24 protein-coding genes are annotated in these 20,602 nt (G+C 37.6%); 16 read left to right on the forward strand and 8 right to left on the reverse strand.

Going from position 1 to position 20,602, the window contains the following annotated elements; genetic code table 11:
• Window positions 1-290: 290 nt before the first annotated feature.
• Window positions 291-794, reverse strand: coding sequence for a CarD family transcriptional regulator (locus tag ABS917_RS10775; RefSeq protein WP_350478975.1), 504 nt, complete (start codon window positions 792-794; stop codon window positions 291-293).
• Between the two features lie 174 nt (window positions 795-968).
• Between ABS917_RS10775 and ABS917_RS10780 the strand changes: the two genes are divergently transcribed.
• Window positions 969-1,382: a MarR family winged helix-turn-helix transcriptional regulator gene (locus ABS917_RS10780; RefSeq protein WP_350478976.1), complete on the forward strand. Its 414-nt coding sequence runs from the start codon at window positions 969-971 to the stop codon at window positions 1,380-1,382.
• An 88-nt stretch (window positions 1,383-1,470) separates the two neighbouring features.
• On the opposite strand, the gene ABS917_RS10785 is transcribed toward ABS917_RS10780, so the two are convergent.
• A complete protein-coding gene (locus ABS917_RS10785; RefSeq protein WP_350478977.1) occupies window positions 1,471-2,034 on the reverse strand; it encodes a nitroreductase family protein in 564 nt (187 codons plus the stop codon).
• A 357-nt stretch (window positions 2,035-2,391) separates the two neighbouring features.
• Between ABS917_RS10785 and ABS917_RS10790 the strand changes: the two genes are divergently transcribed.
• Window positions 2,392-2,592 (forward strand): cold-shock protein, encoded by a 201-nt coding sequence (locus tag ABS917_RS10790; RefSeq protein ID WP_008404960.1) that lies wholly within the window; start codon window positions 2,392-2,394, stop codon window positions 2,590-2,592.
• A 138-nt stretch (window positions 2,593-2,730) separates the two neighbouring features.
• On the opposite strand, the gene ABS917_RS10795 is transcribed toward ABS917_RS10790, so the two are convergent.
• The 6 genes from ABS917_RS10795 to ABS917_RS10820 form a co-directional block, all read right to left on the reverse strand.
• Window positions 2,731-2,910 carry a hypothetical protein gene (locus tag ABS917_RS10795; protein WP_350478978.1) on the reverse strand — a complete coding sequence of 60 codons (180 nt, stop codon included), beginning with the start codon at window positions 2,908-2,910 and terminating at the stop codon, window positions 2,731-2,733.
• A 222-nt stretch (window positions 2,911-3,132) separates the two neighbouring features.
• Window positions 3,133-3,831 (reverse strand): glycerophosphodiester phosphodiesterase, encoded by a 699-nt coding sequence (locus ABS917_RS10800; protein WP_350478979.1) that lies wholly within the window; start codon window positions 3,829-3,831, stop codon window positions 3,133-3,135.
• 14 nt (window positions 3,832-3,845) lie between these two features.
• A complete protein-coding gene (locus tag ABS917_RS10805; RefSeq protein WP_350478980.1) occupies window positions 3,846-4,115 on the reverse strand; it encodes an excalibur calcium-binding domain-containing protein in 270 nt (89 codons plus the stop codon).
• Between the two features lie 87 nt (window positions 4,116-4,202).
• Complete coding sequence (locus ABS917_RS10810) at window positions 4,203-4,979, reverse strand: enoyl-ACP reductase FabI (protein WP_350478981.1); 777 nt, start codon at window positions 4,977-4,979, stop codon at window positions 4,203-4,205.
• Between the two features lie 143 nt (window positions 4,980-5,122).
• Entirely contained in the window at window positions 5,123-5,371 is a 249-nt protein-coding gene (locus ABS917_RS10815) for a ferredoxin (RefSeq protein WP_008404945.1), read from the reverse strand.
• A 175-nt stretch (window positions 5,372-5,546) separates the two neighbouring features.
• Window positions 5,547-5,936 (reverse strand): tyrosine-type recombinase/integrase, encoded by a 390-nt coding sequence (locus ABS917_RS10820; protein ID WP_350478982.1) that lies wholly within the window; start codon window positions 5,934-5,936, stop codon window positions 5,547-5,549.
• A 107-nt stretch (window positions 5,937-6,043) separates the two neighbouring features.
• Between ABS917_RS10820 and ABS917_RS10825 the strand changes: the two genes are divergently transcribed.
• The 14 genes from ABS917_RS10825 (at window position 6,044) to der (ending at window position 20,588) form a co-directional block, all read left to right on the forward strand.
• Window positions 6,044-6,241 (forward strand): hypothetical protein, encoded by a 198-nt coding sequence (locus ABS917_RS10825; protein ID WP_350478983.1) that lies wholly within the window; start codon window positions 6,044-6,046, stop codon window positions 6,239-6,241.
• Window positions 6,242-6,691: 450 nt separating this feature from the next.
• Window positions 6,692-7,732: a YpbB family protein gene (locus tag ABS917_RS10830; protein ID WP_350478984.1), complete on the forward strand. Its 1,041-nt coding sequence runs from the start codon at window positions 6,692-6,694 to the stop codon at window positions 7,730-7,732.
• Complete coding sequence (locus ABS917_RS10835) at window positions 7,729-9,174, forward strand: RecQ family ATP-dependent DNA helicase (protein WP_350478985.1); 1,446 nt, start codon at window positions 7,729-7,731, stop codon at window positions 9,172-9,174. Before ABS917_RS10830 ends, ABS917_RS10835 begins: the two co-directional genes overlap by 4 nt.
• 81 nt (window positions 9,175-9,255) lie before the next feature.
• Complete coding sequence (locus ABS917_RS10840) at window positions 9,256-9,978, forward strand: LysM peptidoglycan-binding domain-containing protein (RefSeq protein ID WP_350478986.1); 723 nt, start codon at window positions 9,256-9,258, stop codon at window positions 9,976-9,978.
• Window positions 9,979-10,157: 179 nt separating this feature from the next.
• Window positions 10,158-10,916 (forward strand): metallophosphoesterase, encoded by a 759-nt coding sequence (locus ABS917_RS10845; RefSeq protein WP_350478987.1) that lies wholly within the window; start codon window positions 10,158-10,160, stop codon window positions 10,914-10,916.
• Between the two features lie 41 nt (window positions 10,917-10,957).
• On the forward strand, window positions 10,958-11,923 hold the full coding sequence (locus tag ABS917_RS10850; protein ID WP_350478988.1) for a YpdA family putative bacillithiol disulfide reductase: 966 nt from the start codon (window positions 10,958-10,960) through the stop codon (window positions 11,921-11,923).
• A 12-nt stretch (window positions 11,924-11,935) separates the two neighbouring features.
• Complete coding sequence (locus tag ABS917_RS10855) at window positions 11,936-12,901, forward strand: asparaginase (protein WP_350478989.1); 966 nt, start codon at window positions 11,936-11,938, stop codon at window positions 12,899-12,901.
• A 128-nt stretch (window positions 12,902-13,029) separates the two neighbouring features.
• A complete protein-coding gene (gene prsW / locus ABS917_RS10860; protein WP_350478990.1) occupies window positions 13,030-13,701 on the forward strand; it encodes a glutamic-type intramembrane protease PrsW in 672 nt (223 codons plus the stop codon).
• 236 nt (window positions 13,702-13,937) lie between these two features.
• Window positions 13,938-14,726 carry a spore cortex-lytic enzyme gene (sleB, locus tag ABS917_RS10865; protein ID WP_350478991.1) on the forward strand — a complete coding sequence of 263 codons (789 nt, stop codon included), beginning with the start codon at window positions 13,938-13,940 and terminating at the stop codon, window positions 14,724-14,726.
• A gap of 13 nt (window positions 14,727-14,739) precedes the next feature.
• Window positions 14,740-16,023 carry a PepSY1/2 domain-containing protein gene (locus tag ABS917_RS10870; RefSeq protein WP_350478992.1) on the forward strand — a complete coding sequence of 428 codons (1,284 nt, stop codon included), beginning with the start codon at window positions 14,740-14,742 and terminating at the stop codon, window positions 16,021-16,023.
• Window positions 16,024-16,131: 108 nt separating this feature from the next.
• Window positions 16,132-16,785 (forward strand): flagellar brake protein, encoded by a 654-nt coding sequence (locus tag ABS917_RS10875; RefSeq protein ID WP_350478993.1) that lies wholly within the window; start codon window positions 16,132-16,134, stop codon window positions 16,783-16,785.
• A 176-nt stretch (window positions 16,786-16,961) separates the two neighbouring features.
• Complete coding sequence (gene cmk / locus ABS917_RS10880; RefSeq protein ID WP_350478994.1) at window positions 16,962-17,636, forward strand: (d)CMP kinase; 675 nt, start codon at window positions 16,962-16,964, stop codon at window positions 17,634-17,636.
• A gap of 115 nt (window positions 17,637-17,751) precedes the next feature.
• Window positions 17,752-18,894: a 30S ribosomal protein S1 gene (rpsA, locus tag ABS917_RS10885; RefSeq protein ID WP_350478995.1), complete on the forward strand. Its 1,143-nt coding sequence runs from the start codon at window positions 17,752-17,754 to the stop codon at window positions 18,892-18,894.
• A gap of 383 nt (window positions 18,895-19,277) precedes the next feature.
• Window positions 19,278-20,588, forward strand: coding sequence for a ribosome biogenesis GTPase Der (gene der / locus ABS917_RS10890; protein WP_350478996.1), 1,311 nt, complete (start codon window positions 19,278-19,280; stop codon window positions 20,586-20,588).
• Window positions 20,589-20,602: the final 14 nt, after the last annotated feature.

The raw sequence follows: 20,602 nt of genomic DNA on the forward strand, positions 1-20,602 counted from the left end.
GGTTACCCGTTAAAATTCCCATCATTACACTTCCCTTCAAAATTAGGTGTATTTCATACAACGGTAGTATGAGCATTTAAAGTGTTTTAATTCATATATAAATGAAAAAAATACATGACATCTTCCTTATTTTATAAATGACAAAAAAATAAGACGCTTGCTACAGAATAGCAAACGTCTTATTTGAAATCATTTTTATGTATAAAGTGGTAAGTCAATCAGTAACGAGTAGTGTTGAAGTAAACGGGATTTACTTCAACTCGTTAATGAAATAAAGCTAATTTTATAAATCAGTTAGTAGGACCTTGAACTCTTTTGTAAATTTCTTTTTCGATATCTTCTTTTGGCTTTTTAAGCGCGATTTCCAAGACATCTAATATAATTGTGGATAGTTGCTGTAAAATTTGGGAGTCTTGAGATGTAATTTTTTTCTCGTCTTTTTGTAATTCCAAATCTTTTCGTAGGAGTGTATTCATTAACTGGGCAGCTTCTAGATGATTATTCGCACTTAAGATTTCTGCGTGGTTTCGTTGACGGTTTGTACTACGGTCATTCCATTCGCTTGGTTCATTCGAAAAACAATCCATAATTTGAACTGCTTCATCATAGCTCAATATTTTTTCAAGTTGTGAGTTTTTACTCTCAACTGGATGATATAGTGTTACTCCCGGTCTTATTTTTGATTGCATAACATAGTAAAGCATAGGTTCTCCTGTGAAGTTTTGTTCTATAATACCATCGATTTGGCAAATGCCATGTGATTTATAAAACGTTAAGTCACCAATTTTATACATATATACGCCTCCGGAAAAAGTTATAACATTAATAATAAAGTAATTTATTATTTAAGTCAACTAAGTTGACTTAAATGCCCTATTAGTATCGTGAACTTGAATTAATATATTAGCTTTAGTATGATGCTTGAGAATATTTAAGAATTATGTTGATAGAAAGAAGGGGGAGAAGCAATGATTGACTTTATAGAATTATTGTATCGCCAACATAAACAGTTACGCCAAAAGGCAGAAATTATGTGGAATGAAAATAATGACCTTCATATAACGAGTTCGGAATGGTTTGTACTGAAAAACATATATGAGGGCTATGTAACGGTACCCGAATTAGTAAAACAATTAGACATTTCAAAGCAAGGGGTTCATAAATTTGTGACTTCCTTACAAGAAAAAGAATTAATTACGACCGAATTAATAAAAGGCTCAAAAGTTCAAAAGATGGCTCATTTGACCGAAAAGGGAGTCGTTATTTTTAATGAAAGCAAAAAAATGGAGCTTGAAATAGAAAAGATGGTAAGGAACACGATCGGGGATAAAGAATATGAACTGCTGTTGGAAATGCTCAAAAAGCCGCTCCTGAAAATTTAAATCCGATAATTACGAAATGAAGACTACTGAAAAACCGCACGAAAGAAAATTTTCCTTCATGCGGTTACTTTAATATGTTTTATAAATCTTATTTAAAAGAACCTTCAAATACAATTTCGTTTAACGGACGTCGACCTGATGGTGTTTCACGATCCTGTAATTCAGGAGACAGCATTTCTTTGTCGCCTTTGTAACCAATTGCGATTGCTAAATGCACATCAAACGTATCAGGAATGTCAAACGCCTCTTTCGCCACATCTTTATAAATACCGCTCATTGGATGTGTGATTAAACCTTCCTTAGCTGCCTGAAGTGACAGGAAGCCCCATGCTGTCCCTGCATCAAACTCATGTGAACCCTTTGTATTGTCAGAAACAACTAATACTAAAACAGGAGCACGTTTTGCCCATACTAAGTTACCTTCCATTAGAACGGGATGGAATTTAGCTAAATCCTCTTCTGTTTTCGCTACGATAAAACGCCAAGGTTGGTTGTTGCCTGCTGAAGGGGCCCATCGTGCTGCTTCAAATAGACGGTTTAATACATCGTCGGCAACAGGAGTGTCTGCATAGGCACGTGGTGACCAACGATTTAAAAATACTTCAGAAATGTCGTGCTCCGCTGTTCGAAATTCTTTTGCTTGTAATACCATGAAAAAATCCTCCTATTTCTATGTAATACATCTTCTATATTAACCAACGCTAAAATATAATTGCAAATAAAATGCTTACAAAAAGTAAGTAAATAATTTTTAGTCAGCTAATGTAGATTATTAGTGAAAATATGCATATATCCATAATTAAATGATGAGGCAGATAAAGTTGAGTTTATAGTAGACAAATACAAATATTTGCTATATACTAAGGTCAATGAGATAGTTATAAGACATTAAATTCACCTATTACAAAAAGTATTTCGTGGTTTAGTTGGTACTTTTTGTAATATGTGAATTTTTTTCTTTTTGAAGAATTGCGATCTTATTAAATTTAATTAATTGGAGGTCATTTAAATGACACAAGGTACAGTAAAATGGTTTAACTCAGAAAAAGGTTTCGGTTTCATCGAAGTTGAAGGCGGTTCTGACGTATTCGCTCACTTCTCAGCTATTCAAGGCGACGGTTTCAAAACTCTTGAAGAAGGTCAAAAAGTTGAGTTTTCAGTAGAAGACGGTCAACGTGGACCACAAGCTACAAACATCGTAAAACTTTAATTTTAATGATGTAATGATAAAAGAGGGGTCCTTTCATTAGGATCCCTCTTTTTTGGGGTGTTTTCAGACAAAAATTAAGCAGTTCAAATTTATGGGGAGTAAATTTGAACTGCTATTAATTTTGCTTATTTTTAAAGCTTAGCCGACTAAGTTATGCTTGACCACTTCATAAGCTTGGCAAATATTTTTGTAAGCATTTTTATTCGCGGCAATCATTTCAACTGCAATTTCATATAAGTCAGAAGAGTCTGTTGTAACTAAATCGTTCAGTACAGCTGCTTCCATTTTTTCTACAAATGATAAGATTTCTGTATTCATTATTCCATCTCCGAATCTGTTAGTTGTTACTATAAATATACAGTAAACAGACGTCTGACTTCAAAGGGGGTGGGGGTGAAAATGGGTCAAATTTTTAAAGTTTGACGATAAAATGAACTTAACAAATTTTAGCTCTTTGAAAGCGTTTTTCTAATAATTGTCTAAATATTACATAAAAAAACTGTTTCAAAAGAGTTTTTCTGAAACAGTTTTTTATCAATCTTAAAGGTTTACTACATCGGAAAACACGGCATCAATACCAAGTGATTCCATTTGCCGGGCTATTGCTGCATTATTTACAGTATAAGTTCTGACGATCATTCCGTTCTTAATCGCTTGCTGAACAATGGAGCGCATCCCATAGTAATAGGGGATATGTATAGCATCCGTGCCAAACTTATTTACATATTCCTCTAAGTTTACAATAAGCGAAGCGAATAGCAGCGCGGTTTTCACATTTGGCATGATTTGCTGGAAACGCGCAATGCTTTCATGATTGAATGAAGAAATAATGACACGATCTTCTAAATTAAAGGTATGAACTTCATTTGCAATGAGCGCTTCAATCCCTGGGTATTCAAAAATGTCCGATTTTATTTCGATATTGATTTGAAAAGGGGTTGATTTAAAAACAGCCAAAGTTTCCGCTAATGTAGGTATTTTTTCACCTGCAAACGCCGGAGCAAACCAAGAGCCATAGTCGAATGTTCGCAGCTCTTCCAGTGTCATATCCTTCACATAGCCTTTACCTGTAGAAGTACGGTCAACTGATTCATCATGAATAACGACTAACTGGTTGTCCTTTGTAAGATGGACATCAAATTCAATTCCCCAAATATCCATTTTAGCGGCTTCCTGGAAAGCAATCATCGTATTTTCAGGGTAGTTGGCACTGTACCCACGGTGAGCGAGAGTCTTCATTTAATTCACTTCTCCTATTTTTCGCAAGCAATTCCGTCTTTATCGCGATAGCTTTTTGCATTTAATTTGTAAAGCTCGGCTGATACGAAAGGTTTATATTTTGTTTTGCCGCCTTTGTTCGTTGTTTTAGCATCTTTTGCAACGCCGCCTTTGTATACCTTATTTAATTCTGTACAGTTTTTATAAGCGACTGCTTTTGTAGCTGCTTCTGCTTCTATTGCCGAAAATGAGAAACCGCTTATTAAAACAGCTCCCATTAATAATCCTGAAATATAATTTTTCATTGAAAAAATCCTCCATAAACAGTATTTTCCAGTATTTTAACATATAAAAAAGCGAATTCACAAGGGAGGTAGTGAATTCGCTTTGGACTAACCCATAATATTATAACCGCTATCGATATAAATCGTTTCGCCTGTCACACCGCGGGAAAGGTGGCTTAACATCACAATTGTCATGTCAGCTACTTCTTCCTGATTTGTGTTGCGTTTTAACGGAGATGTTTCTTCGATTTTGTGCAGAATCTGATTGAAGCTTGGAACACCTTTTGCAGCTAATGTACGGATGGCACCGGCAGAAATTGCATTTACACGAATATTTTCCGCACCAACATCGGCTGCCAAATAGCGCATTGATGCTTCCAGTGCTGCTTTAGCAACGCCCATTACATTATAGCCGTCAAGAACACGCTGTGCGCCTAAATAAGACATCGTTACGATAGAACCGCCTTCTGTCATGTAAGGTTTTGCAGCTTTTGTTACAGCGATCAGCGAATAGGCACTTGTATCTTGTGCAAAGGCATAGCCATCACGTGTTGTTTCGACGAATCGATTGTGCAGATCTTCGGCGTGAGCGAAGGCAACAGAGTGGATAATGCCATGAATCACTTTAAATTGCTCACCGATTTGATTGAATGCTTTTTCAATGCTTTCGTCGTTGTTTACGTCACATTCAATAACTGTTGCATTGTGCTCTTCGTAATTTGTTAATAGTTTTTCGATTTTTCCTTTTGAACGTTCTTTACGATATGTGAAAATAACATTTGCTCCGACATCAAATAGTCGTTTCGCGATGCCCCAAGCAATACTGCGCTCATTGGCAACACCCATTACGACAATATTTTTCCCTTTTAATTGTAATAAATCCATAACGACACCCCTAAAATGATTAGTTAATATTAGTACCTACTACTAATATTAACTATAACATCTCATTTATAGATTCGCAATGAGAAAAAAAGAGCAAAATAAAAAACGACCCTTTAAAAGGAATCGTTTCGTATGTTTGTATACTATTCGAATTTTAATGAGTCGCCGTCAAATGTTTCATCTGCAACTTTAATAGAGTCTGTTGGACAGCCTTCAAATGCATCTTGCATATCTTCTAGTAGATCTTCTGGAACTTCAGCAGTACCCATGTTATCATCTAAAATAACGAAAGCGATTCCTTCATCATCATAATCATAAATATCCGGTGCAGCAGCGCCACAAGCGCCACAAGCGATACAAGTATCTTTATCTACGATAGTATATTTTGGCATTGTTACCTCTCCTTTATCCGTTCGTTTCCATAAAGCTCTTACTTATTCTAATGGTGTTTTCGGCACTTTTCAACAGTTAAAACATTATATCTATAGAATTTCACTGAATTGTAGAATCCAATGGTATAAAGCTTTTCTCATAAAAGGTGTTTCAACTGATTTCATTGTATCATATTTAACCGTATTCAAAATCGTATTCACACCGTATTAAATTTTCCATGAATTTTTTAAACTTCTGCACAGCAACTTCCTGTGATTTTTTTGATACATGGGCATAGATGTTCATAGTAATTTTTGCATCCGCATGTCCTAAATGATTTTGTACTTCTTTAATACTTGCGCCAGCTTCAAATAATAAACTGCTATGGGGATGTCGTAAACCATGTGTAGTGATTTCATTTAAATTATATTTTGCATGAACGCGTACAATCCACTTTCTAATTGTAGAAGGTTGGAGGTGCGTTTTTTTTGTATTTCTAAAAAATACTGATTTTAGCTTGCAGGGTATTGAAGTTGAAGTCTGATTTAAAATAATCCATTTGCTGATATTTTTCCATTCTTTCAAAATGGCCACAACTTATAGTTTTGGTGAAGTACAATTATTATTGTGAATTCCAGTAGTGACAATCATTTCCATTCGCATTATGATTAAGGTGGATGGGAGGTAAAGTTATGAGTGTAATCTTACGTTTAAGTAATGGCGAAAAGATAGATATGAAAGTCACCCTTGAGGAATTTGAAGAAATGTATTTGAAAGATGACGGTTGCTTTCATTCTGGTTATATAAGATTCGTGTTAAATGAGGGGAAAGAAGAGCTATCTGAATTAATATTTACAAACCACATTGTATCTATAGAAGAAGTAAAGTGATATTCACGGTCGCATCCAATCGGGTATGGAGATAGCCCTAATAAAGCAAATGTATCGCCACAGGTTCAATACGGCCTTTATAACTATATAGCAACGTTACGTGTGAAATGTTGCAGATAGATTAGATACGCATATAAAAGAGCTTGCTCAACCCGAGTAGGCTTTTTTGATTTTGGATATTCGGCACGGTTCCCGAAATTCGTGATTCGCACCATCTTGCAAATAATGACGTTGTTTTGAATGGTTTTTGCTCTTAAAAAAAGATTGTAGCGTAATAGCAGCATTCATAATTTTGCCCCCAGCAACGTCTTAAAAAATAAACCATAGTCAAAGTCGTAATCAATTTTATTTGATATGCTTTATAAAGCGTTGAAAATACTGATATAATTGGCTTTAAGAAAATTCGTGCCATACTTTTCAACCTATTAATACGAAAATGAGGGATTTGATATGCTAATCCAACAAATTCTTTTAAAAATTTTACATACTTTTCAACAGGAACGTACTGTTTCCGCAGCCTATCATTTATTGAAAGGGAAGCGATCAGGGCAGACAATACATGATGTGGGACTCTTTAATTTATATTCCTACTTTGGACTGCTCCCGAAACTAGCTCGTCATAAATTTGATGAGCAAATTGATCTCTTGTTTGCCAAGAATATTATTATAATAGAGGAAAACGGTTTTTATACAATGACCGAACAAGGAAAACAACTTGCCTCACAACCTGTGCCTATTTCTTTTGATGGCTGGCATTACCGTGGCAATGAACATATGTTTTTCGGCAGGCTTTCGCTTATTATCCAAAGTCTGTCACATCAGCTCCATCATAAAAAAGCGTTTATACCAATTGAAAGAAACGAACAGACACAGCAATGGGTACGCCAATTTTTAGTGCGTCACCATTATCAGAACGGCTTGCTGCAACAAGCAATTTACACAGAAATATCGGCAAGTTTATCTGAAATTGCAATGGAAGAAAACATGAAAGATATACTCATGTATCGATTAACCGGCTATAATGAACCGGGATTTACGTGGCAGCAACTTGCATTTGGCTATAATATGCAGGAAATGGATGTACAACTGCACTACATCAGCGCATTGCATACTTGGTTGAACGTATTGAACCGTGAAAAAATACAATACCCGATACTTAATGAAATTATGCAAAATATCCGTGTGGAAGTAGTGTTGACTGCTTCCACAAACTTAACCGCCCAGTTATACAAAGCGGGGAGAACACTGGAAGAGATCAGTCATATTCGTCGATTGAAAATGAGTACGATTGAAGATCATATTGTCGAACTTGCTATGAATGAACCGAACTTTTCTATTGAGCCATTTGTAACAAGTGAAGAACAGAAACAAATACTGGATGCAGTTGAAGATTATGATACGAAACGATTAAAAACATTGAAGGAATTACTGCCGCAGCTAAGCTATTTCCAACTGCGGCTGACGTTGGCGAAAGGAGCGACACCAAAATGAATTTACAAAGGGCTTTGAAGCAATATTTCGGCTATGATGCATTTCGCCCAGGTCAAGAAGAGATCATCATTAATATTATTGATGGCAAAGATGTTGTTGCCATTTTACCGACCGGGATGGGAAAATCACTTTGTTACCAGCTGCCGGGCTATTTATTTCAAAAACCGGTTCTTATTGTGTCGCCACTTTTATCGCTCATGCAAGACCAGGTGGATCAGTTAAAGCAAATGGGGGAAAAACGGGTTGTGGCATTGAATTCCTTTTTAACTCCAGAACAGAAAAAGTATGCACTTCACTATTTGGAAGAATATCGATTTATATTCGTATCACCAGAAATGCTGTTGCAGCCTCAAGTAAAGGCGAGAATTCAGGGAATGGAACTTTCGTTAATAGTTGCGGATGAAGCACATTGTATCTCACAATGGGGATTTGATTTTCGACCGGACTATTTACGGATTGGCGAAATATTATCGGAATCGAAGCGTCCGCCTATACTTGCGTTATCAGCGACAGCAACAGATACGGTTTTGGCAGATATCCAATCTTATTTAAAAATGAATTCACCTTTTCACTATATGCACGCTGTAAACAGGGATAATATCCATCTTGTGAAAAAGCTGTTCTCAGAGCGTGAGGAAAAGATTGAATGGATTATTGAACATGTTAAAAATACAGCCGGCCCGGGCATAATTTATACGCAATCTAGGTCAAAAGCAGAGGCGATCAGTTTACAGCTTCTAGAGCAAAATATTTCGGCAGCCGCCTATCATGCCGGGAAGGAAGCTCAGGACCGCCAATTTATACAGCAGCAATTTTTAGCTGGTCAGCTGGAATGGATTGTTGCGACAAATGCATTTGGGATGGGTGTCCATAAAGAAAACGTCCGTCAAGTCATACATGAAACAATGCCTGCAACATTGTCGAATTATATGCAGGAAATTGGGCGGGCTGGCCGCGATGGCGAGAAAGCAGTTGCCTTTTTGTTGTATTGTGATGGTGATGAGCAATTTGCAAAATTTATCGCGTCAGAAGATTTGCCAAAAAATATACATGTGGACAGATACGCAGAAGTGATAGCTGCCGGGGAACACCCTCAGACATTACTTGCTAACGGAGAAATGTCAGAAGTGGTTTTCCGTGTTTTAAGTTATTGGCTGGCCCGGGAATCAGCCGAGGAAGTAAAGAGCCGGATGCTGAATTTACAGATTAAAAAATTTGAAGAGGTACAGCTTGTGTTAATGCTTATTGAACATTCGGATTGTATGCGGAAGCAAGTAGTTCAGTACTTTGGTCAGCAATTAACAGAGCATCAGGAAAATTGTTGTTCCAACTGTGGAATCGAACTGTCGCAAATTGTTGAAGAAAGAGATATTTCAAAAACTATGATTAAAATGACAAATTGGCAACACCGTCTCAAGAAAATATTGTTAATAAACTCTTAATCTACTAACGAACCGTTTACTTTTATGTAGAAATTGGTCATAATAAAGTTATAATTTTTAGTAGTTGGAGGGGTGCAGGCCATGACAAAAGAAGATTACCGGGAGAAGGTAGAGGAGCATCGTCAAGAGATTGACCTACATAACGAGTCAGGTACAAAAATGTCACGTGTTAGCCGACATCGAAAGAAAAACGGAAAAAAACAAACTAACCCAATTATGACGGTTTTAACAGTTGTCTTAATTTTTATACCATTAGTTATTTTAGCATATGTGTGGTTGATCTATGAACCGAACACATCTGCAAGTGAAAACGTAAACGTGGATAAGAAAGACGACTTAGTAGTGGAGATTCAAAAGCAGGATCCGAAAACACAGCCATCTGCTGCTAACGATGACGAAGAAAAAGAAGAAACAAATGATGATAATAATGCCGAAGTGGATGAGGCTAAAGCTAAAGCTAAAGCGGAGAAAGAAAAATTAGCTGCTGAAGAAGCGAAAAAGGCGGAAGCAAAAATCGCAAAAGAAAAGGCTGAAAAAGAAGCAGCGGAAATAAAAAAGGCGGAAGAAGCACAGAAGGTAGCAGCGGCTAAAGCGAAAGAGCAGGAAGCGAAGAAAAAAGCTGCCCAGGATGCGGCTAAAGCACAGCAAAAAACACATACTGTACAATCGACTGACAATTTATACCGCATCGCATTAAAGTACTACGGTAATGGTAGTGCTGAATATGTTAATAAAATAAAAGCTGCCAACAATTTATCTTCCGACAGTATTTCAACCGGGCAAGTTTTAGTAATTGTTCCATAATTTTTTCTATCTTTTATAACGACTAGTAAAAAGACGAACCGTTCCGGCTCTCGTCTTTTTCTTTATGAAAGAAATTTATTATTTTAGCAAATTAAATAACACTACGTTAAATTAATGGTTATCAAAACATTAAATAAGGCTATTGTATAATTAGTCTTTTTTGAATTGGAGGACCGTGTATGGTCATAATAAGTATTATCGGAATCGCCTGTATTTCGGTGCTTCTCTATATGTATAAAGAAGCACATGAAAATAATATCCGGTCACATGAAGTGAAAGCAAATGGCGATAGTGAAACAATCCATCTATTTTTCATATCGGATACACATGCGCGCAAAATTAATGAGACGATGATTGATTCGATTGATCAAAATATACAGGCTGTCCTCATAGGGGGAGATTTTGTCGATCGTCGGACTTCTGAAGAAACATTGCTTCATAATATCGGTATGCTTAAAAAACTTGGCCCTACCTATTTTATATGGGGAAATAATGATATCGAATTCGGTGAACAAAAGCTGCGTCAACTGCTGGAAGAACATCATATCCATATTATAGAGAATGGGTCAATCAGGCTCGAAAGCAAAAATGATCTGTCAGTCAGCGCGGTTTCATATCGTCCCGGGGGACAGAACATCCAGCGTGCAATCGGGCAATGCGAAGAAAAGAACACAGTTTTCATTGCACATAATCCGGAGTTATTCGGCAAAGTACATAAGCAGTTTAAGCCACTGCTCAGTATTGGGGCACATTTACATGGCGGGCAAATTCGCCTTGGGAAATTTGGACTGCAGCCACACGGATATTTTAAAAAAATCAAAAACCGCTATGAACTTGTAAGTAACGGATATGGTACGACTCTTGTACCGTTGCGCCTCTGCGCTAAACCGGAAAGTCATCTAATTACAATTGTATTTGAGCAAGATGAATTGAAATGAGCAAATAGGATTTACAGGAATTGGAATAAGGAGATGTTAGTATGCAAAAGGTAGAAGCAATCATTGTTGGTGGAGGTCCTTGTGGATTAGCTGCAGCGATTGAACTACAAATTATCGGATTGTCGCCAATCATTATCGAAAAAGGTAATATTGTCAATGCGATTTATAATTATCCAACACATCAGACTTTTTTTAGTACGAGTGAAAAACTGGCAATCGGTGATGTGCCGTTTATTATTGAGCAACGAAAACCGAAACGCAATCAGGCGCTTGTCTATTATCGCGAAGTGGTGAAGGCAAAGAAACTTCACGTAAATCGATTTGAATCAGTGAAAAGTGTTGAAAAGACGGACGGTTTATTTCATGTACTGACAGATAAAGACAGCTATGAAACACCGTATGTAGTCATTGCAACTGGCTATTACGATCATCCGAACTATTTGAAGATACCGGGGGAAAGTTTGCCTAAAGTCCATCATTATTTTAAAGAAGGACACCCGTTCTTCGATTTGAATGTGCTTGTAATCGGCGGTAAAAACTCTGCAATTGATGCAGCATTGGAGCTCAATAAAGCAGGCGCTCATGTGACAGTCATCTATAGGGGCAATGATTATTCCCCTAGTATTAAGCCTTGGGTCTTGCCGGAATTTTTAGGTCTTGTCCGAGAAGGTGAAATAACAATGCACTTTAATACAGAAGTAAAAGAAATCAAAGAGAACGAAGTCATTATCGAAATCGGGGGACAACAAGAAACAATCGCTAATAATGTTGTATTTGCAATGACTGGTTATCACCCTGATCATCGCTTCATCCGTGAAATGGGTGTCGAGATTGATGAACAAACAGGAAGACCGACATTTGATCCTGATACAATGGAAACAAACGTAGAAAATTTATTTATTGCCGGTGTCATTGCAGCAGGAAATAATGCCAATGAAATCTTTATAGAAAATGGCCGATTTCATGGGAAGATGATTGCTCAAAAAATTGCTCGTCAAACTACATAAGGGGTGAATGTTGTGAAGAAAAAAGTAGTGCTAATTACGACAGGTGGAACGATTGCGAGTACACGCAACAAGAAGAACAAACTGGAGTCCGGCAAGCTGGATGGTCAAGCCATTTTATCGATGTGCCAGCTTGAAAATGAAATGGATATTGAATTGATTGATTTATATCAGATTCCATCGATGCATATGACTTTTGAAAATTTAAATTTACTGAATCAAACGGTTGAAAATGTTTTTAAAGATCAAACGGTAAGCGGAATTGTCATTACACATGGTACAGACAGCTTAGAGGAGACGGCCTACTTTTTAGAGCTGACAATTCATGACGAACGTCCGGTTATTGTTACAGGTTCACAAAAATCACCTGGCGATATTGGTACAGATGTTTATTCCAATCTGCGTAATTCCTTATTGGTTGCTTCGAATGAAGAGGCAAAAAATATAGGGGTGTGCGTTGTATTTAATGAAAAAATCATTCATTCCAAATACGTGAAAAAAATGCACTCTTCAAGCATTAACGGCTTTGGTTCAATCGGCTATGGGATGCTTGGTTTTATCGATAATGACGAGGTCATCATTTATCAGAAGCCAACCCATAAAGAAGTATACGAAATAAAAGAAAGCTATCCTGCTGTTGAAATTGTATTTGCTTATTTAGGAGCAGGCTCTATCATTTTGGATGCACTCTACGAAGCAGATGTTGAAGGTGTAGTACTAGTAGGTGCCGGTAGAGGACAAGTTGCCCCGAAAATGATGGACGCGATTGAAAAGCTCTGTCAAAAAGGAACCAAAGTTGTATTAACGACATCGACTGAAGAGGGACGTGTTTTCCCGACATACGATTATTACAGTAGTGCGAATTACTTGAAAGATACCGGGGTCATTATGGGCGGGGACTTTGATCCGAAGAAAGCGCGTCTGAAGCTCCTGTTGATGATTGCGAACGGTAATACAAATTTTGATACATTTATGCATTAATCATAAAAACTCGGCATCAAATCAGCCGAGTTTTTATATTTTCTAGACAAATATTGGGTATGCCACACTGTTGTGAAAAAAATAGTGCTATACTGATTAAGAGTCGAGAATCGAAAGGAGCCGGCATGATGTTTATACTTTTATCAGCTGCGATTGCGCCGGGTTTAGCCCTTTTAAGCTACTTTTATTTACGCAATGAGATGGATACCGAGCCACGGCGTACATTAATGCATTCTTTCATATATGGTGGGGTTATTACATTCCCCGTTTTATTTATACAGTTCGTAATTAAAGAAGAACAGACATTTTCGAATCCTTTTTTTATCAATGCCGTATTTACCAGTTCGATAGAAGAGTTCGTAAAATGGCTCATTATTTTAGCAGTAATTTTACGTCATATTGAGTTTGACGATCCGTATGATGGCATTTTGTATGGGGCAGCTGTTTCATTAGGCTTTGCTACTGTGGAAAATGTACTCTATTTATTATCCTTCGGAATCGATCAAGCTTTTATGCGTGCGCTATTGCCGGTTTCGAGTCACGCTCTGTTCGGAGTAGTAATGGGTTACTATTACGGGAAAGGGAAGTTCTCAAGTAACGAAATACAGAAGAAATACATCGCGCTTGCCCTCTTTGCCCCTGTAGGACTTCATATTATGTATAATTCAATTTTAATGTTAGAAGAATACTTTATGTATGCGATGCTGCCGTTTATGCTGTTTTTATGGACGTTTGCATTGCGCAAAGTAAAGCAGGCACACGAACATCTAATTGAGCATTTATCCCGCAGTAACGGGTAGTAATTTCAAATCGGCGGAGATGAAGAACCCCGTTGATTGAAGTTTCACTTTATTCCGCAGCAATCATTTATAAAAGGTTTGTTACAAATATTTTTGTAGCAAACCTTTTTCTATGTAAAAAATCTTATTAGCAAACTAAAAACGAGTGAAGAAAATATTTTCAATAGACTTAAAAAAGCAACTTTACAATGTATAAACTTTTCAATTTTCTCCATCCTACTGAAAAAGGAGTGGAAATGTCAGTGAAAAAAATCGTCTTGTTCGTATTCATTATATCAAGTAGTTTTGTAAGTCATACATTCGCATTTTCAGGTCAGGATGTGCAGCGAGGTGCATTTGGTGACGATGTAATCGAGTTACAGGCACGACTTCAATATTTAAGTTACTATAATGGAAAAATTGACGGAAAATTTGGTTACGGAACGTATTGGGCGCTTCGTAATTTCCAGGAGCAATACGGGCTACCTGTAGACGGAATTGCCGGAAGGTCTACGAAGGAAAAGCTTGAGAATAATTCGGATTTTGATAAGGGATGGGTTCATAAACAAATCAATGCAGGGAACAGCTTTACGTATTATGGCGGGATTGCACTGGAAAATCAGGTGAAAAAAGGCGGGAATGGCGGTAAAAGTGCAAATGATACAACCTCCATGCAGCTTCCGCCAGGCTACACAGATCAGGACTTGCAAATTTTAGCGAATGCAGTATACGGGGAAGCACGAGGCGAGCCGTATGAAGGACAAGTCGCTGTTGCAGCCGTAATTTTGAATCGTCTGGAATCCCCGGAATTTCCGGATACGATTTCGGAAATAATTTTCCAACCGTTAGCTTTCACAGCTGTTGCGGACGGCCAGATTTGGCTTACACCAAATGAACGTGCAAAACAGGCTGTATTGGATGCGATTAACGGCTGGGACCCATCCGAGAATGCTTTGTATTATTTTAATCCTGTAACAGCGACAAGTGATTGGATTTGGTCTAGACCTCAAATCAAACAAATTGGTGAGCATATTTTCTGCTTATAGGCGGGGGTAAAACATGAAAAAATTTGCATATTTATTAGGTTTATTTGTCGTCATATTAGCCTTTGTTTCCTTTGATCTATTTACACAAAATAAGGATTTGGAGCGAGCTGTTTATGCTACCCAATCAAGGGATCTATCGGCAGCCACTGAAAAATTATCGACATTGCATACAGCAGTGGAGCAATCTTTACTCTTTCAGGATGAAAAAGCTTTAAATAATGAATTGGACTCCATTTGGCGGATGAGCAGTGATTTAAGAAAAACTGTCGCGAATTTGCCGATCCAGGCAGAAGTACAGAATGAATGGATGCGTTATTTAGGGAAAATAGGTGATAATGCAAAACAAGCGGCCGCTACTGGAGACTACGATAATTGGCGTAATAAAATGGGAACGGTAGCTTCCAATTTACATGCATTCGCAGAGGAATGGAATATTGCGACTGTTGCATTTTATGAAAATGATGGCAATTTAAAAAAGTGGTCAACGAATCATACGACAAACCTTAAAGATTCACCATTTATGAATGTATCAAAACAATTAAAAACATATAATGAAACTGATTTCCCCTTAACGGCGAGTGAATCGGACTATGAGAAAAAGCGGGAATTACAGCATTTAAAAGATAAAAAAATTACGAAAAACGAAGCCATTCAAAGATTTAAAAACTTTTTCCCGAATATTGATGATTCGATTGTAACGGTTACGAAAAGCAGTGATGATGCACCGTACCCGTTCTATCATATTCAATTTATCCACGGTTCAAAGATCGGTTATGCAGACATAACCGAAAATGGCGGTCATCTACTTTCGTTCCTTCTAGAACGGCCGGTTAAAAAGGATGCGCGTTCACATGAAGAAATTCTGAATACTGCAAAAAGCTTTATGAATAAAGTAGGATACACTGATGTGAAGCTTTCAGAGTCACGAGAAAATCATGAAGCATGGCATCTCGTATTTACGAGGGTGTATGGAGATGATGAAGCTTTAATTTACCCGGATAGTATTCAAGTGAAAATTGCGAAGGATAATGCGGAGATTTTAGGTGTCAACGCAATGGAATATATTCAGGAAGAAAAAATTAAAGAGCAAAGCGAAGTGCCGATAGATTGGGATAATTTTTTTGCTGATCATGTAGGTGTTGAACAAGTGCAAAAAATTTATACTGGCAATGGAAATCTGGAACTTCGTAAATGTTATGAAGTTATTGCAAGGCTCGACAATAAGACACAGGATACGTATCGTGTTGTAATTGATGCGGAAACACATGAAGTAATCAAAAACGAAAAAGTGTTTTAGTGCCATGCGTCAGGTGCAAGATCCTGTAAAATTAATTGTAAAAATATAGCTATATTTACATTCCCGTGAGATAATAAAGTATCAATAATTTCTTATGGGGAGAGGCAAATGGAACTAAAAATTGGAACGCAACTAACGCTGGAGCCAACCTATACGGAAAGGGTCGAAAAATTTAAATGTCGTGTTGTCGATCGACAGGACAATATGATTTTTATCGATTATCCAATTAATACGGCAACTAAAAAAATCGCTTTTTTAATAGATGGCGCACAATTCCGTGCAACATTCAGTACGGAGAAAAAAGAAAGTTTCTGCTTTAATACAGAGGTTTTAGGACGTAAAGGCGGCAATGTTCAGATGATACTGCTTGCGTGTCCACCTGCTGAAGAATTTATTAAAATCCAGCGACGCGAATATGTTCGTGTGGAAACACCAGTAGATATTGCTGTTGAACATGACGGACAGAAATTTCAGTTTGCGGCCGAAGACATTAGCGCAGGGGGAACATTGATTCATATCAAATCACCCGTCAATTTTACTGATGGCGATACAGTCAAGGTTTTCGTCGTCCTGCCATTTGTAAATGGTGAAATTCGCTATGTCGAAACAGATGCGAGAGTCGTGAACATGTTCAAACGTAATGAAATGACGATGGCATCATTGAATTTCATGGATACGGATGATTATGATAAGCAGCAGATTGTCCGTTTCTGCTTCGAACGGCAAGTAATGATCCGCAAGAAAGAAATGAATGAAATATAAGCGAAAGGTCTAAAAAGTAACTTACTTTTTAGACCTTTTTAAATAAGTGAAACGAATGTGATGGAAGACGGTCCGGATTGTATGGAGGGGCAGTTTTTTTCAAAAAAATATAGCTTAAAGAAGGTAAAAATTTTTTCGGTTATGATACAATAGCAACGGAAAGTAGGGAATTAATTATGATGAAAAAAATTCAAATTGCAATTGATGGTCCTGCAGGTGCGGGGAAAAGTACCATTGCGAAAATTGTAGCCGAAGCACTTCGATTTACATATATCGACACAGGTGCAATGTATCGTGCAGTGACGTATAAAGCGATGAAAGAAAACATACAATTACATGACGCAGAAGCGATTGAAAAAATGCTGCAGCAAACGGCGATTACATTAAAACCGTCGGAACAGGGACAACTCGTTTTTGTGGACGGACAAGATGTGTCACAGGCTATACGTTCAAATGAAGTTACGGCAAATGTTTCAGAAGTTGCGGCACATGCAAATATTCGTGAAATCCTCGTAGCGATGCAGCAAAAGCTGGCTGCTGACGGCGGGGTTGTCATGGACGGACGTGATATTGCAACACATGTATTAAAAGATGCAGAGCTTAAAATTTACATGTCTGCAACAGTTGAAGAACGTGCACATCGACGCTTCCTGGATAATGAACGCCGCGGTATTCCTTCAACAATCGAATCATTACAGAAGGAAATTGCATTGCGGGACAAGCTTGATAGTGAACGTGAAGCTTCACCGCTCATCCAAGCAGAAGATGCTTTATTTTTAGATACGACGCATTTATCAATTGATGAATCAGCGCAGGAAATTTTGAAATTAGCGCAGCAGAAAATGCAGTAAATACTATTAAAAAATGAAGCTAACGTACGAAATTTCTGAAAATAAAGGGTTATTTTTTGTCTTTGTAGAACTTATCGAATAAAATAAAAGTGGAATACGCGAAGGAGGGCTACATATGTCTGAGGAAATGAATTTAGGGTCAAACCAAAAATTTCAAGAAGGAGATATTGTGAAAGGTATTGCTGAACAGGTTGAAGAGAAGTCAGTAACGGTTTCAATCGAGGGGGCACCTTTCGACGGGATTATACCTATTAGCGAACTTTCAAGCTTACACATTGAAAAAGCTTCTGATATAGTTTCAGTTGGCGATCAGCTAGAGCTTATGATTACGAAAGTTGAAGAAGAGAATTTTGTATTATCAAAACGCAAAGTAGATGCATTGCACGCGTGGGATGAATTAAAAACAAAATTTGAATCTGGTGAAATATTCGAAGCGGAAGTGAAAGATGTTGTGAAAGGCGGACTTGTCGTCGATTTAGGCGTGCGCGGTTTCGTTCCGGCTTCACTTGTTGAAGATTATTTTGTAGAAGATTTTGAGGATTACAAAGGCAAAACTTTACGTTTAAAAATTACAGAGTTAGATAAAGAAAAAGGACGACTTATTTTATCTCATCGTGCAGTACTAGATGAAGAAAAAGCGTCGAAAAAGCAACAAGTGATTCAAAACATCCATCAGGGTGATATGCTGGAAGGTACTGTTCAGCGCTTGGCGAAATTCGGTGCGTTCATTGATTTGGGCGGCATCGATGGATTAGTCCATATTTCACAAGTAGCACATGAACATGTTGAAGATATTTCAACGGTATTACAGGAAGGACAATCAGTCACTGTAAAAGTGCTTTCAGTCGATATTCCGAATGAGCGTGTTTCATTATCGATCAAAGATACGCTGCCTGGTCCGTGGACAGACATTGAAGAGAAGGCTTCTAAAGGCGCAATCTTAACGGGTACTGTAAAACGTCTAGTTACATTCGGAGCGTTTGTAGAAGTATTCCCTGGTGTAGAGGGTCTTGTCCATATTTCTCAAATTTCCCACAAGCATATTACGACACCGCATGAAGTCTTAAAAGACGGCCAAGAGGTGGAAGTAAAAGTACTTGAGGTAAATGAAGCGGAAAAACGACTTGCACTAAGCATTAAAGCATTGCAGGAAGATTCAGCGAGTGACGAGGACTTCGAATACGAGCTGCCTGAAGAAAATAAAGGCTTCTCATTCAGCGATGTTATCGGTGACCAGCTAAAAGGATTTAAAAAATAATAATACGAAAAACCGCCCATGTAAGAATTGCTTATATGGACGGTTTTTTTGCTTTTTGGTAAGTTGGTGTGTTATGAGTGCGTGATTTTATTAGAACAATTTTTTAGTTTATTAGAAAAAAATAGTGAGATTTTAGAAGTACTGTAATCAAATTTTGAACAATTGGCATTCATTTTAGAACTTTTGGGAAATATATTAGAAAATCGCATACTTATTAGAACAAGTAAGTTATATTAGATAATCTATAACTATTTTAGAAAATCACAGCGAGCGAAAAGTTTGTCGATAAATCGAAATCGATTTTGAATGTTGTGAAAAAATGATATAATAGTCAAATTCGTGTATAATACGGAAAGACAAGAGTTTGGAAGGATGAAGTACAGATGACAAAACCAGTAATCGCCATCGTAGGACGTCCGAACGTAGGTAAATCGACAATTTTTAACCGAATTGTTGGAGAACGTGTATCGATCGTGGAAGATATCCCAGGTGTAACACGTGACCGTATTTATAGTTCGGCTGATTGGCTAGCACATGAATTTAATATTATCGACACTGGTGGTATTGAAATTGGAGACGAGCCATTTTTAGAGCAAATTCGCCAACAAGCAGAAATTGCGATTGATGAGGCGGACGTTATTATTTTCATGACTAATGGACGTGAAGGTGTTACAGCTGCAGATGAGCAAGTAGCAAAAATTTTATATAAAACAAAAAAACCGATTGTCTTGGCAATTAATAAAATCGATAACCCGGATATGCGTCATATGATTTATGACTTCTATTCATTGGGCTTCGGTGAGCCTTGGCCGATTTCAGGTTCGCACGGTTTAGGTTTAGGGGATTTATTGGATGAATGTGCCAAACATTTCCCTCAGCCTGATGAAGAACAATATGATGATGACACGATTAAATTCTCGTTAATCGGACGCCCGAATGTGGGGAAATCATCACTTGTGAATGCCTTCTTAGGTCAGGACCGAGTTATTGTAAGTGAAATTCAAGGGACGACTCGTGATGCAATTGACTCTCCGTACTCATATGATGGACAAGATTATGTCATCATTGATACTGCGGGTATGCGTAAAAAAGGGAAAGTCTATGAATCAACAGAAAAGTATTCGGTACTCCGTGCACTGCGCGCAATCGAACGTTCAGATGTTGTCTTAGTTGTTCTGAATGCTGATGAAGGTATCCAGGAACAGGATAAAAAAATCGCTGGCTATGCACATGAAGCCGGTAAAGCAGTCATTATTGTTGTAAACAAATGGGATGCGATTGAAAAAGACGAGAAAACGATGAATATCTTTACAGAGCAAATTCGTGAGCATTTCCTGTTTTTGGATTATGCACCAATCGTTTTCGTATCGGCAAAAACGAAACAGCGTGTCCACAATATTTTACCGATTATCAAGCGTGTTAGTGAAAACCATGCGATGCGTATTCAATCATCAATTTTAAATGAAGTAATTGAAGATTCAATCGCACGTAATCCGGCACCAACAGATAAAGGGCGTCGTTTACGTATTTACTACGCTACACAAGTGGCGATTAAGCCGCCGACATTTGTCGTATTCGTAAATGAACCGGAAATGATGCACTTCTCATACGAGCGCTTTTTAGAAAACCGTATTCGGGAGACTTTCGACTTTGAAGGAACTCCAATACGCCTAATTACACGTGCTCGTGACTAGATCAATAAAAAGAG

It is taken from the genome of Solibacillus sp., assembly GCF_040273735.1.
Taxonomy (GTDB): domain Bacteria; phylum Bacillota; class Bacilli; order Bacillales_A; family Planococcaceae; genus Solibacillus.

What these genes read in the sequence shown, in the direction of transcription:
- ABS917_RS10835 (WP_350478985.1), top strand. Translation starts at nt 7,729, where the DNA reads ATGAATTTACAAAGGGCTTTGAAGCAATATTTCGGCTATGATGCATTT.
- ABS917_RS10785 (WP_350478977.1), bottom strand. Translation starts at nt 2,034, where the DNA reads ATGGTATTACAAGCAAAAGAATTTCGAACAGCGGAGCACGACATTTCT.
- ABS917_RS10830 (WP_350478984.1), top strand. Translation starts at nt 6,692, where the DNA reads ATGCTAATCCAACAAATTCTTTTAAAAATTTTACATACTTTTCAACAG.
- ABS917_RS10775 (WP_350478975.1), bottom strand. Translation starts at nt 794, where the DNA reads ATGTATAAAATTGGTGACTTAACGTTTTATAAATCACATGGCATTTGC.
- ABS917_RS10795 (WP_350478978.1), bottom strand. Translation starts at nt 2,910, where the DNA reads ATGAATACAGAAATCTTATCATTTGTAGAAAAAATGGAAGCAGCTGTA.
- ABS917_RS10810 (WP_350478981.1), bottom strand. Translation starts at nt 4,979, where the DNA reads ATGGATTTATTACAATTAAAAGGGAAAAATATTGTCGTAATGGGTGTT.
- ABS917_RS10845 (WP_350478987.1), top strand. Translation starts at nt 10,158, where the DNA reads ATGGTCATAATAAGTATTATCGGAATCGCCTGTATTTCGGTGCTTCTC.
- ABS917_RS10780 (WP_350478976.1), top strand. Translation starts at nt 969, where the DNA reads ATGATTGACTTTATAGAATTATTGTATCGCCAACATAAACAGTTACGC.
- ABS917_RS10875 (WP_350478993.1), top strand. Translation starts at nt 16,132, where the DNA reads ATGGAACTAAAAATTGGAACGCAACTAACGCTGGAGCCAACCTATACG.
- sleB (WP_350478991.1), top strand. Translation starts at nt 13,938, where the DNA reads ATGTCAGTGAAAAAAATCGTCTTGTTCGTATTCATTATATCAAGTAGT.
- ABS917_RS10825 (WP_350478983.1), top strand. Translation starts at nt 6,044, where the DNA reads ATGAGTGTAATCTTACGTTTAAGTAATGGCGAAAAGATAGATATGAAA.
- ABS917_RS10800 (WP_350478979.1), bottom strand. Translation starts at nt 3,831, where the DNA reads ATGAAGACTCTCGCTCACCGTGGGTACAGTGCCAACTACCCTGAAAAT.
- ABS917_RS10840 (WP_350478986.1), top strand. Translation starts at nt 9,256, where the DNA reads ATGACAAAAGAAGATTACCGGGAGAAGGTAGAGGAGCATCGTCAAGAG.
- cmk (WP_350478994.1), top strand. Translation starts at nt 16,962, where the DNA reads ATGATGAAAAAAATTCAAATTGCAATTGATGGTCCTGCAGGTGCGGGG.
- ABS917_RS10870 (WP_350478992.1), top strand. Translation starts at nt 14,740, where the DNA reads ATGAAAAAATTTGCATATTTATTAGGTTTATTTGTCGTCATATTAGCC.
- ABS917_RS10805 (WP_350478980.1), bottom strand. Translation starts at nt 4,115, where the DNA reads ATGAAAAATTATATTTCAGGATTATTAATGGGAGCTGTTTTAATAAGC.
- ABS917_RS10790 (WP_008404960.1), top strand. Translation starts at nt 2,392, where the DNA reads ATGACACAAGGTACAGTAAAATGGTTTAACTCAGAAAAAGGTTTCGGT.
- der (WP_350478996.1), top strand. Translation starts at nt 19,278, where the DNA reads ATGACAAAACCAGTAATCGCCATCGTAGGACGTCCGAACGTAGGTAAA.
- ABS917_RS10850 (WP_350478988.1), top strand. Translation starts at nt 10,958, where the DNA reads ATGCAAAAGGTAGAAGCAATCATTGTTGGTGGAGGTCCTTGTGGATTA.
- ABS917_RS10815 (WP_008404945.1), bottom strand. Translation starts at nt 5,371, where the DNA reads ATGCCAAAATATACTATCGTAGATAAAGATACTTGTATCGCTTGTGGC.
- rpsA (WP_350478995.1), top strand. Translation starts at nt 17,752, where the DNA reads ATGTCTGAGGAAATGAATTTAGGGTCAAACCAAAAATTTCAAGAAGGA.
- prsW (WP_350478990.1), top strand. Translation starts at nt 13,030, where the DNA reads ATGTTTATACTTTTATCAGCTGCGATTGCGCCGGGTTTAGCCCTTTTA.